Source organism: Neobacillus sp. B24 (genome assembly GCF_055381825.1).
Genome location: NZ_AP035777.1, coordinates 2,531,702 through 2,544,291, shown reverse-complemented (window position 1 = coordinate 2,544,291; position 12,590 = coordinate 2,531,702). Strand labels below are relative to the sequence as shown.

At 41.6% G+C, this 12,590-nt stretch carries 11 protein-coding genes; 2 read left to right on the top strand and 9 right to left on the bottom strand.

Going from position 1 to position 12,590, the window contains the following annotated elements:
* Positions 1-57: 57 nt before the first annotated feature.
* The 3 genes from ACZ43M_RS12550 to ACZ43M_RS12540 are packed head-to-tail and all read right to left on the bottom strand — an operon-like array spanning position 58 to position 3,518.
* Positions 58-570, bottom strand: coding sequence for an RNA polymerase sigma factor (locus tag ACZ43M_RS12550; protein ID WP_464507742.1), 513 nt, complete (start codon positions 568-570; stop codon positions 58-60).
* A gap of 37 nt (positions 571-607) precedes the next feature.
* Positions 608-2,848 (bottom strand): histidine kinase dimerization/phospho-acceptor domain-containing protein, encoded by a 2,241-nt coding sequence (locus ACZ43M_RS12545; RefSeq protein WP_464507741.1) that lies wholly within the window; start codon positions 2,846-2,848, stop codon positions 608-610.
* Positions 2,826-3,518, bottom strand: coding sequence for a response regulator transcription factor (locus tag ACZ43M_RS12540; RefSeq protein ID WP_464507740.1), 693 nt, complete (start codon positions 3,516-3,518; stop codon positions 2,826-2,828). Before ACZ43M_RS12540 ends, ACZ43M_RS12545 begins: the two co-directional genes overlap by 23 nt.
* Positions 3,519-3,759: 241 nt before the next feature.
* Between ACZ43M_RS12540 and ACZ43M_RS12535 the strand changes: the two genes are divergently transcribed.
* Positions 3,760-4,053, top strand: a complete 294-nt coding sequence (locus ACZ43M_RS12535) for a hypothetical protein (protein WP_464507739.1) — start codon at positions 3,760-3,762, stop codon at positions 4,051-4,053.
* A 296-nt stretch (positions 4,054-4,349) separates the two neighbouring features.
* Here the strand turns inward: ACZ43M_RS12535 and ACZ43M_RS12530 are convergent, their stop codons facing one another.
* The 5 genes from ACZ43M_RS12530 to msrA all read right to left on the bottom strand — a co-directional run bounded on the left by ACZ43M_RS12530 (position 4,350) and on the right by msrA (position 9,806).
* Positions 4,350-4,757 (bottom strand): hypothetical protein, encoded by a 408-nt coding sequence (locus ACZ43M_RS12530; protein WP_464507738.1) that lies wholly within the window; start codon positions 4,755-4,757, stop codon positions 4,350-4,352.
* A gap of 673 nt (positions 4,758-5,430) precedes the next feature.
* Entirely contained in the window at positions 5,431-5,802 is a 372-nt protein-coding gene (locus ACZ43M_RS12525; protein WP_464507737.1) for a hypothetical protein, read from the bottom strand.
* Positions 5,803-5,921: 119 nt separating this feature from the next.
* Positions 5,922-7,190 carry a cytosine deaminase gene (locus ACZ43M_RS12520; RefSeq protein ID WP_464507736.1) on the bottom strand — a complete coding sequence of 423 codons (1,269 nt, stop codon included), beginning with the start codon at positions 7,188-7,190 and terminating at the stop codon, positions 5,922-5,924.
* Between the two features lie 3 nt (positions 7,191-7,193).
* The gene (gene codB, locus ACZ43M_RS12515) at positions 7,194-8,456 is read right to left on the bottom strand and encodes a cytosine permease (RefSeq protein WP_464507735.1); all 1,263 of its coding nucleotides are present in this window, start codon (positions 8,454-8,456) and stop codon (positions 7,194-7,196) included.
* Positions 8,457-8,843: 387 nt separating this feature from the next.
* Positions 8,844-9,806 (bottom strand): peptide-methionine (S)-S-oxide reductase MsrA, encoded by a 963-nt coding sequence (gene msrA, locus ACZ43M_RS12510; protein ID WP_464507734.1) that lies wholly within the window; start codon positions 9,804-9,806, stop codon positions 8,844-8,846.
* 122 nt (positions 9,807-9,928) lie between these two features.
* Here msrA and ACZ43M_RS12505 point away from each other — a divergent pair, with 122 nt between their 5' ends.
* Positions 9,929-11,386 (top strand): M20 family peptidase, encoded by a 1,458-nt coding sequence (locus ACZ43M_RS12505; protein WP_464507733.1) that lies wholly within the window; start codon positions 9,929-9,931, stop codon positions 11,384-11,386.
* 208 nt (positions 11,387-11,594) lie between these two features.
* Here the strand turns inward: ACZ43M_RS12505 and ACZ43M_RS12500 are convergent, their stop codons facing one another.
* A complete protein-coding gene (locus ACZ43M_RS12500) occupies positions 11,595-12,440 on the bottom strand; it encodes a VOC family protein (RefSeq protein WP_464507732.1) in 846 nt (281 codons plus the stop codon).
* Positions 12,441-12,590: the final 150 nt, after the last annotated feature.

Genomic DNA, 12,590 nt, shown 5'->3' with positions numbered 1-12,590 from the left:
GTGGCTCCCGGTTCCCACCAGAACCGTCCCCGTGGTGTCCTGCAGCTTCTTCAAATCCTAAGCAATTTTCGTCTCAAACACCAGCGTTCTTAGTTTTTTCCGCGCCCGATAAATCTTGGTTTTTACCGTGCATGGGTTTAACTGCAATAAATGGGCGATTTCCTCTTCTTTCAAGCCCTTCAACACTTTGAGCGACAATAGCCCTTGCTGCTCGTGGGACAGCTTGCTGGCTGCACTTCTAATTGAATCGAACAAACAGGACGCTTCCACCTCTTGCAATACGTTTTGGTTCATTTCCTTGCCGATGAACTCGAGCGTCTTCTGGTCCATCAGAACAGCACTTCTTTTCTTTTCCCTACGAATAAAATCAATCGCCGTCCGGGTGGCAATCACTGACAGCCAAGCCCCCATTTTTCGTTCCTCTTCAATACTATCCAATTTGTTCATTGCCTTAATAAACGTTTCCTGGACGATATCTTCTGCAAAATATCGGTCTCTTGTAATGGAATATGCGATAAGATACAGTCGTTTATAGTACATAGAATAAATCTCTGAAAAATCCACTACCATCTTGTCCTCCCCCTCTCTCACTCTAAAAACTAGTTCATTAACTCTCTATCCATAAAGTAATCGTCACTTTAAATAAATCCCCGTCCGCCTCGATATCCATTTTTCCTTCGTGAAGATCGATAATTGATTTCACAATCGCGAGACCAAGGCCGGACCCTTCTGTATGACGCGAGGTATCACCACGTTTAAACCTTTCAAATAATTCATCGGCATTGTCGCTGAGTTCATATTTAGAAACATTCTTAAACGTCAGAATAGCTTTGTCATCCACTGTCTTAATTGCTACATATACCCGTGAATTTTCCAATGAATATTTCAAGATATTCCCAATCAGGTTATCAAACACGCGCCACAGCTTTTGTCCATCCACAAGCGCATATACTGGCTCACCAGCTTTTGTCACCCGGAATTGCAGGCTTGACGATTGAATATTTTCGTCGTATTCAGCAAGTGCCTGCTCTAACAGCTGGTTTAAATCCACTCGTTCTTTCACAAGCTCAATATTGCCGCTGGCCATTTTTGATACTTCAAATAAATCGTCGATGAGCACCTTTAACCGTTTTGATTTCCGGTCAATAATTTCGACGTAAGCTGCCCGTTCTTCAGCAGACAAATCACTCTCTTTTAACAGCTGTGAATAAGTGATAATGGAAGTTAACGGAGTTCGTAAATCATGGCTGACATTCGTAATTAACTCCGTTTTCAACCGCTCACTCTTGGCTTGCTCCGACTGGGATTGCTTTACTCCTTGCTTCAACACATTGATATTTCCGGCAAGCGTCGCAAACACTGATTTCCCATTAACCGGGAGATCTTCACCCAGTTTCCCAGCAGCGAGTTCATTTGTTTTTTGAACAATCCGGTTAAAATAACCAAGCTTTTTAACAAGGAACATGCCCAGCGGAACGCCAGCTGCTGCCAACAATACCACATAGAATAAGAGAAAAACCGGATCGACCGTAATAATCACAGCCGCCATGCCAATAAAAAATACGGCTGCTAACAAAATGAATACCTGTACACCCGTACTTTGAACAAGAAATGCTTCGACCAGGCTTTCCTTTACCTTGGCAGAAAATTCCTTCGTCATTTTCCAGGATTTTTTCAAAAGGCTATTATCCCACTGGACTTTCATACTAGGCCAATCTCGAATATCTGCAATAAAGAATTTCACTTGAACATACGCCACCATAATCACTAAAGCAGCCATAACCAGATTGAAGGCAATTTCTATTCCATTAGAGAAATAAGGATTTAGCGGAAGATAGGATATGCTGTCACTCAAGACAAACAGCAGAACCACAGCCACAATCGCCATTACCGCTAACAGCGCTCCCCTTACATCAATTGGAAGCTTGTTATAGTAAGGCCGCCATTTTGCCAATTCAGCATGTACACCGGCCATCCTCCTTGAAAAAAACAGGCACAATAATAGAACGACACCACTTGTCAAGCCGTAAATCAACAAGATGATCTGATTCTGTTTAAAGTTGTTGTATTCATTCATAAGAAAGTTTGAATCAGGGACGGTTTTAGCGATACCCAGCTGTCCTTCATAAGTTACATTTTTATTTGCCGCCGTCAATGCTTCTGAAAGTTCCTCATATCCTCCTGAGCCATAATGGATAAAGTAATCGCTCGGAATTGAAAAGTCGGTTACGTAAACCATGTCTTTTTGCTTCAGGCCCTCTTGCGCCGAATCAGGTTGGTTTGTATAGACCTCCTCGGTCTTCGGGTCTTTATAATAATAGGTAAACGCCTTGCTGTACCTTGAAAAATTTGAGCGATATTGCTCTCGGTCTTTAAAAAATTTATCTATTTTTGTTTCTTTTTCTTTGATAATCTTTTGACGTACATGGTCATCGCTGGAAAAATTTTGGCTGATGTCGTCAATCTTTGTGTCCCTTTCCTTTATGTAGGCATTAGCGACTTCTTCGTTATTAGCGTCTTTGGCATCCTGAATCCGGGGTTCATATTGTGCTTTAATACTGGAAATTTGCACATTTAAATCGCCATAGCGAAAACGATGCTCATCAATTTCTTCTTGGCTGACAGTAATCGCTGCTTTTGCCTCCTCCGGGGTTGTGTTATTTAATTCAAACATGGCTATATAGGAGGCCATTTCGTCCATTTGGGATTGAAACTCTGGGGTGTGAAAATAGTCCTGATTTGTGTACCGTTGACCTGATACGAGAAAGGTAAAAATTCCACTCAGTGCAAATGTTAAAAAGAAAGTCCAAATATATAGGATGATACTACTTTTCCATTTTGTACCCAATGCCCCACACCACCTTCAAAAATCTTGGATTCTTCGGATCGATCTCAATTTTCTCACGGATTTTTCGAATATGTACCGCCACGGTATTTTCCGCGTTATAGCCAGGTTCCTTCCAAACCCGTTCGTAAATTTCATCAATCGAAAAAACACGTCCGGCATTTGTCATTAATAACTCGACAATCTTGTATTCGATCGGTGTCAACTTGACGGGCTCGCCGTTTATGGATACTTCCTTTGCCGCCTGGTCCAACGTCAGCCCGTTTAGATCGATGACTTTTTTAATGCCATTATACGTTCCTAGGGTCACATATCTGCGCAGCTGCGATTTCACGCGGGCAACAAGCTCCATCGGATTGAACGGTTTGGTGACATAATCATCGGCACCAACCTGTAGCCCGAGAATCTTATCGGTATCTTCACTTTTTGCACTTAAAATAATGATGGGGATATTTTGTTTTTCTCTAATTTTAAAGGTTGCGGAAATTCCGTCGAGTCTTGGCATCATGACATCGAGAACAATCAGGTGTACTGTTCGTTCATTTAAAATCTCCAGCGCCTCGATTCCGTCCTGTGCTTTGAGCACAGTAATGCCTTCATTTTTAAGGTATATTTCTATCGCATCACGGATTTCCTTTTCATCATCCACGACAAGCACATTATAATTAGTCATTTCCTCCGCCTTCTTTCTACCCTTTCATGTCTCTATCCTAAACATTAAATCTTAAAACTAACTTAGTATAAATCTTAAGATTTTCTTAAGGTTTATTAAAATTCCTATTAAGGGAAAATTTTCAAATCCATATTTACTAGGATACCAATGTTTTATAAAAGAAAAAAGGGAGGATTAGATTCGCAAACCCGCCTTTAAATCGTAAAATTTAGTAGAATGCATGAAATATTAGGAGGAAATTATGACAGTCACATTTGAGGGATTTATTTATTCTGAGAAATACCTATGCTGGGAAGGGGATATTCCGGTAAAATGCCCTGTTGCTCTTTTTGGTCACAATGAATTTGCGCTATGCCATAAAAATGAGGTCATAGAAATTGAAGCTTCTGAAATTATCTCGATGTTGGAACTTCTGCACCATTTTGAAGTGGATTGTTCATTATGGGAAAAAGATTTCTGGCTGGTAAAATTTCAACTCAAGGGTAATTTATATAGGGAATTAGAAGCTGGAAGGAAGATGTGGCTGGGGAGATAATAACTTATAGCCATTATCTTCCCCTACCCTATTCATAGGGCCGATAAAGTTCGTATTTCAATTGTTGGCGGGATTATGAATCCTTTTATAGTGACCGCAGACTCTTGATTCTTCCCTGGACGGGCTTTATGAAGCTTTTATAGTGACCGCGGACTCTTGATTCTTCCCTGGACGGGCTTTATGAACCTTTTATAGTGATAGCAGACTCCCGATTCTTCCTTTGTAGAGCTCTATCCACCTTTTATAAAACCCATAGAGACTCCAGTTTTGAACTGACAGGCTATATCAACTTTCAGTTAATCTTCATTACTACCTTCTTTTACCTCTTGTCTCATATAAAAACTGTCCAAAATGTGATGGATATCGGGTTCAGTATGGTAATAGTGGTCATCTATCTCAATCGGGGTAAATTGAAAAGTTTTCTCGCCTTTTTCGAATAAAGTAATGGCGTATCGATATCCATCCCGTTTTTCTTGATTATCTTCCGGAATAAACTTAATATCCTTTATCTCATTAATAAATTCATCGATAACCTTACTATCGTTAATCGTCTTTTTATACCCGGTACTTCCATCAAGGATGACGATTTTCGTAACACGATCCAAATCTCGCCCGTAAAACTCTGAAAGTGTTTTTGTTTCCAGCCCACAGCCGGCTAGATTAAGTAACATAATAAATAGGAAACCGATTATTCGCTTACCCATGATGATTCATCTCCATTTAAAGATTTTCATCAAACTATACACCAGATAAAAGATTAGTTGGACAGATATTAAAAAGGCAGGAACAACTAGCTCCCAAAGCAGATAATCCCAGTTTAAAAATAGGAAAACTGAGGAGTTACTAAAGCGACTGTACATAGAATAAAAGATAAAAAGGAGCAGTTGGAATATCATTAGGGCAAACCATGTTGTAGTATAGATCTTGTTTGCGTTCCTTTTTAATAACCATATAGAATAGCCCAACATTAAAACTGCTGCAGTATAGATAGTGAACATGAACGCTTGATCCCCTTCATGTTCTGGAAAAAGCACCTCTCCTCCTGATAGAATCCATATCAAATACTTTAAACCGAGATCAGCCAATATAAAGAGTAAATATTTCAGCAGGGGTCCCTCCAAAATTTTCCTTTCAATAAAAATACCACAGTCTATAGTACTGTGGCATTAAAAATTTTTCGCTAACTAAATAAGTAACTTAATAGCGGCGGCAAGACTAATAGGAGGATGGAGCCAGAAATTAGCAGGGATGTCACCTTTCTAGTAAATTTCTCTCTGCCTTTCCCGGTATACCACACTAAATTGAAACTTATTCCGATACTAATTCCAATAATACCTTCATACATACCACTCCCCCAAGCACAATTGAGACTGATAACTAATCTTCATCCCACGAAATGATAAAACTTCCTTTGTGATCTTTAGCATTTACCTGAATTTTGTACGTATCTTCTTTGAGAATAGTAATTGTGGTATCCTTAGTGATTTTTTCTATGACATCTCCTGAGGAATCAAGCAGTTTAGCAGAAAGTTTTCCATCATTTGTAGAAATTAAATAGGTAAAATTGATATTATCTCCTTTGGCGAATTTAACTTCTTTGTAGTAATATCCTGAAAATTTACTATAATTACCACTGATAGAATTAGAGGAACTTTCTACAGAGCCTGTGGTTATCACATATGAACCACCAGTACAGCCCACTAATAAAATCGAAAACAATGCTATGAAAAGAAAAAGCTTGGTTTTCATAAACACACTTCCCTTTTTGAATTAGTTTCCTTTACCTTATTTTACCATCGACAACTATTCTAAAAAGTGAAATTATTATGAAAAAATACCACAGTCAGAGGAACTGTGGCATTTAATCATTATTTTTTGTAATTGACGATTTCTGGAGTATCACCTAATGTGAGAGTGGTTTCGCTTGGCTTCGTTTCTGCAATGATTCGACCGTTACGGATTGAATAACGCACTACGGCCTGCTTACGGATGGCTTCATATTCATTTTCCGCTGCTAAAACGATGAAGTTAGCAGGTTTGCCTTCTTCAATTCCGTACATGTCTTCAATATTTAGCGTACGGGCACTATTTTTTGTAATCAAATCAATTGAATTCAAGATTTGGTCGTAACCCATTAGCTGTGAAACATGGATTCCCATGTGCAATACTTGAAGCATGTTGCCAGTTCCCAGCGGGTACCATGGGTCGAAAATATCATCATGACCGAAGCTCACATTCAATCCGGCTTCGAGCAATTCCTTAACACGTGTAATTCCCCGGCGTTTAGGATACGTATCAAATCTTCCCTGCAGGTGAATGTTCACAAGTGGGTTGGCGACAAAGTTTATCGAAGACAATTTTAATAATCTAAATAACTTGTAGGCATATGCATCATTATATGACCCCATCGCCGTGGTGTGGCTTGCGGTTACCTTGGAACCAAAACCGCGGGCATGTGCTTCAGCTGCGACCACTTCCACGAAACGCGACTGCTCATCATCGATTTCATCGCAATGGATATCAACAAGGCGGTCATATTTTTCCGCCAGTTGGAATGCCTTTTTCAAGGAGTCGACGCCATATTCTCGTGTGAATTCAAAATGCGGAATTCCTCCGACTACATCGGCGCCCATTTTCAACGCTTCTTCCAGTAGCTCCTCACCGTTAGGATAGGACAAGATTCCTTCCTGTGGGAATGCGACAATCTGTAAATCGATGTTTCGTGAAATTTCTTCTTTTACTTCAAGCATTGCTTTTAACGCGGTTAAATCCGGATCCGTTACATCCACATGTGTACGGACATGCTGAATGCCTTGGGCCATCTGCCATTTTAAAGCGGTTTTTGCCCGGTTTTTCACATCTTCATGTGTTAACGTTTCTTTACGCTGCGACCATCTTTGAATCCCTTCAAAAAGTGTCCCACTAATATTCCACTCCGGCTCCCCTGCCGTTAAGGTGGTATCCAAGTGAATGTGAGGCTCAATGAATGGCGGCAGGACAAGGGAACCATCAACATCGATGACCTCGTGACCTTCCCAGTTTTCAAGCGATTGAGTCAGTTTTACAATTTTTCCATTGGCTACCACGATGTGCCAAAGTCCGTCTTTTCCTCGAAGTTTTGCATTTTTGATTATCATCGATTAGCCCACCTTTTTCATGTCAGTTGCATAGTTCATTACTTTTACTTGTTCGGTTATTTTCGTTATGGCTACATAGATAATGGCAGATCCTAAAAGTCCGTTGATTGGCGGGATGCCCGGCATATACTTCGCCAGCACTACACCGGCAACCCATGCCAAGATGGCAATCCAATTGACTGCTTTAAATTTCATGCCTTCAAATTTCGGATACTTGCCGCGATTTATGATAAAGAAGTCAGCCAGGATAATCGCGCCGATGGATGGCAATGTCGACCCTAAAATTGTTAAGAAGTTGACGAAGTTGTTATATAACCACATGGCGGCAATCGTTCCGACAATCCCGTTAAAAATAACCATTTTGCTTTTTTTAATTTTAGTAATATTTGAGAATCCAAGTCCGGAAGCATATAATGCGTTGTCGTTCGTTGTCCAAATGTTGAAGCCAAGGACGATGATGGCCGGAACAATGAGTCCTTGGATAAACATGACTTCCGAAATATCTGCTTGGCCGGTAACAATGGTTCCAACCGCTCCGAACAGGAACATTAGGGAATTGCCGATAAAAAAAGCAATGACTGTAGATGTTACCGCTGAACGTTTCGTTTTCGCGAAGCGGGCAAAGTCTGGTGTTAATGAACCGGCGCTGATGAAGGAACCGATACAGATCGTTAGCGCTGCAGCCATTCCCATCGATGCCGTCGGTTGATAATCGAATAATCCGCTTACTCCACCGATTGTTTCTGTTGCTTTAACCATTGAGAAGCCGCCTAATCCGACGATGGATGGGACCGCGATGAAACTTAGAATGGCAAGTGCCTTGATACCGAAGAACGCTGTTGCGGTCATCGCTATTCCAGCGATACCGATTAAAAGGTATGTGTCCAAACCAGTTACTTTTTGGACCGGGACGGCAAACATCGCTACACCGACTCCGAACCAGCCAACTTGAGTGGCCCCTAGTAAAAACGATGAAAGATACGAGCCTTTTTCACCGAAAGCATATCGTGCAAGCAAGTGGGTTGATAGGCCGGTTTTTGCCGCGATATGGGCAAGTGCACCTGTGTAGAGACCAAGAATAAGATTTCCTGCAAGGACAATCAAGATAAATTCTTTGAAATCCAGTCCTTTTGCCAGTGACCCGCCAGACCACATACTTGCCGAGAAGAATGTCAGCCCGAGCATTACGACGAGCATGTTCCAAAATCCATTCCGATTTGCCTGTGGCACAGGCTGCAGTGAAAAATCCAAATCTACTTTTTTCATACCAATTCCTCCAGTTGTAAATAAAATTTTGGTTTGAACTGGTACCGAAGGAAGCCTTCGATTCTACAAAAAAAGCTTCTTGCCATTTCTGACAAGAAGCTTCTTTGTTATGACAAACCCATGGGCAAAGTTAATGGCTCGAAACCCATTGGTTGTCATAATTTCCGTTGTCCTTGTCAGCCTCACGGGACTGAATTAAAGGTACCAGTATTAAGTTCTTGTTTATTATTGCAGGAAAGTAGTTTAGTGTCAATAATTTTTTTAAAATGCTGAATAGTATTGGAGGTGGCATATTTAATAGGGTTTTGGTGGCCAATACCCTTGATTGGCTACCCAAACCTTGTTCTTACCTAGTTATCGGTCACCAATCATTCCCCCACGCAAATTCTAATCATTATCAAACAGTTTTTTATATTCCCCGTATCCCTCTTCTTCTAACCTGTCCTTTGGTATAAATCGCAATGCAGCCGAATTGATGCAATACCTTGCACGGTCAGGGCCCGGCCCGTCGTCAAATACATGCCCCAGATGCGAATCGGATGTTTTGGCGCGCACCTCAATCCGCCGTAAACCATGGGAGGTATCAAACCGATCCTCCAATTCAATCCGTCGAAGCGGTTTAGTAAAGCTTGGCCAGCCACAACCGGCATCATATTTATCTGTCGAGCTAAACAGTGGCTCACCCGAGATGATATCAACATAAATTCCTTCCTCGGTATGATCCCAGTAATCATTTTTAAACGGCGGCTCTGTTGCATTTTCCTTTGTTACCGAGTATTGCAAAGGCGATAGTTCCATGCGCAGCTCTTCATCGCTTTTACGCTTTTTCCAGTTTTCCCGAATGAATTTTGCCCGTCCGGAAGCTTCAAAATAATGATTATAATGAAAAGGTATTTTTTTATAATAGTTTTGATGCTTTTCCTCTGCAGGGTAAAATGGTCCTGCCGGCCGGATTTCCGTTACAATCGGGTTTTTAAAACGACCGCTTGCTGCGAGTTCCCTTTTAGAAGCTTCCGCTAATTCCTTCTGTTTGTCATTATGATAAAAAATCGCTGTACGGTACGATGATCCCCTATCATTAAATTGCCCGCCTTCATCGGTTGGATCGATTTGCTGCCAAAAAATCCGCAGTAATTTTTCATAAGGGAATACGGCTGGGTCTAATGTGATTTGGACCGCCTCATAGTGTCCTGTTGTATCTGAACGCACTTCTTCATATGTTGGATTTTCCGAATGTCCTCCGGTAAAGCCCGATATAACTTCTTTTATCCCCGGCTGTTCATCAAAAGGTGAAACCATACACCAGAAACAGCCGCCTGCGAATGTCGCTAGTTCGTATTGTTGAGACATTTTATCAACTCCTATTAACCTATTTTAGCTTCTCCCACAACGCAAAAACAAATTCATAAAAATCTAACTATTCCAAAACCTCCAATTATATTAAAATACAAATATATGATTGGAGGAATTTTATGAAAAAAAGAAAATTATTTCTGGCTATCGTCGCGGTTATTGGTCTATTCATTATTGGTACCGTTTTCAATGCCTTTACTGTTAAATCAAAACAGCCGTCCCCAAGTCCTACAAATGTAGCTGTCGAAGAAAAACAGGCTGTCGAACATTTATCAAAAGCGATTACTTTCAAAACGGTTTCCTATCAGGATCGGAGTAAGTTTGACTTCAAGGAATTTGATAAGTTTATTGAATACTTAAAAGAAAGCTATCCGGAGGTACATAAACAGTTGGAACGGGAAGTAATCAATAATTACGGCCTGGTTTATAAATGGAAGGGGTCCGATTCTTCCAAAAATCCGATTGGATTGACGAGCCATTACGATGTTGTTCCTGTTTTGGAAGGAACGGAAGACAAGTGGGAGCATGGTCCATTCAGCGGTGAGGTTGCTGGCGGAAAAGTCTGGGGCCGAGGTACACTAGATGACAAAATCGGTGTCATAGGAATCTTGGAGGCGGCCGAGCATTTGTTAAAGGATGGCTTCAAACCAGAGCGAGACCTGTATTTGATGTTCGGTTTTGATGAGGAAATTGGCGGGGATGAAGGCGCTAATGTAATTTCCAAGACATTAAAAGACCGAGGGGTCAGGTTTGATTTCGTTTTGGACGAGGGTGGCGCCATCGTCGAAAACATGGTTCCGGGTGTCAAACAGCCTGTTGGGGTTGTTGGTATTTCAGAAAAAGGCTCGGCGACAGCAGAACTATCGATTGAAGGCAGCGGCGGCCATTCCTCCCAACCAAAGGACCATACCAACATTGGCAGAATTGCCAGCGCGATTGCAAAGCTGGAAAATACCCAGTTCAAGGGCGACCTTAGGGGCCCCGGTGAAGATTTATTTGAGTTCGTGGCTCCAGAAATGAACTTTGGCATGAAGTATGTTTTTGCCAACAAAATGATATATGAACCGGTTATTGAAAAAATCTTGCTCGGGAAGCCCGCATCAGCTGCTTTAATAAGGACTACAATTGCCCCGACAATTTTTCAAGCAGGCGAACAGTACAATGCCTTGCCGGAAAAGGCTTCGGCGATTATCAACCTTCGGCTAATGCCCGGTGATTCCTTGGATGATGTGGAAACCTTTATAAAAGATACGATAGACGATGAGGATATTAAAGTTACTGTTTCCGGAAGTGAAGCAACAAAGGTGTCGTCAGTTAATGGCCGGGAATTCAAAACGGTTCAGCAAGCGGCGAGAAATGTATATCAGGATGCCGTTGTCGCCCCTTACTTAATGTTTGCAGGCTCTGATGCCAAGCACTATGATTACGTTTCGAAAAACACCTACCGGTTCCTGCCAGTGCAAATTACATCCGATGATTTAAATCGCATGCACGGAACAAACGAACACGTCAGCGTGGAGAATTATTTGAATGCAATCAAGTTTTATTGTGAAGTGATGAAGGAAGCCAATCGATAAATATGAGGATACCGTCTAGGGGCGGTATCCTTCTATACTTGTTTACTCTCGGATAAGCCCGATTTACTCTCGGATAGCAACACTTTTCTCTCGGATAACCATTTTTTCCTCTCAAGCGGTAAATCTCAATTGGCGGATGACCCCATTTTACTGTCGCATAGCACTCTCCAACTTTCGGATGACCCGTTTTTACTGTCGCATACCATCATTAAATAACCAGTCTAAATTGATTTCCCGATGGATCACTTGTCACAAAGTATTCTGCTTCCGGAGTAACAGTAACCCCCATTTTCTCCAGGCGGTCAATCGCCTCAGCTCTCGCCTCGTGATGTGGGAAAACGAGTGTACTCCAATTTAACCCCACGCTATTTTTCGGTGGTGTAGGTGCCCCTGCTCCTTGCCAGGTGTTGATGGCAATGTGGTGGTGATACCCTCCTGTCGAAAGGAAGGCTGCCTGCGGATAGTAGCTTACTACCTCAAACCCTAGTCCCTTTGTATAAAATTCCTCCGCTTTTTTCACATCGCCCACATGAAGGTGGAGATGGCCCATAATCGTTCCTGCCGGCAGTCCAGTCCATTCGGCATTACTTTCAGCCAAAATCCCCTCAGCATCCAGTTGTTCTGTAGCCATGTCAACTAACCCGTTTTTCCAATTCCACTCATCCGATGGACGGTCACGATAAACCTCAATCCCATTTCCATCCGGATCATTCAAATATAACGCCTCACTGACATAGTGGTCGGCAGCACCAAGCGGGTAGCCGGTTTGCAGCAGATGACGTAAAAACACTGATAGGTCCGCGCGAGACGGCAGCAAAATCGCAAAATGATATAAACCGGCCGTGCGCTCCGGTTTGGCAATAACATCTGCTGGTTGTTCGATCGTCACAAGTGCCGTCTTGCCATCCGCTGTTAAGACAGCTCTTCGCTCCGTCTTTTCCAATACCTTTAGACCAATTATATTCTGATAAAAAGTCAACGAATATTCCAGGTTTTTAACGTTGATATTAATCTCTCCAACATAAACATTTGGTGATCCATGAAATTTATCCATATTAATCATCCTTTTTTATTTAGTATCAATAACAGAGATAAAAATTATTATCTTGAATTAGAGATATTTTAAATCAAAATAAAGGAAATGTAAAGTAAAAAGAAAGCCTCATCCGGTCCACTAATAAGTTAAGTGGAAAACCGTCTGCTG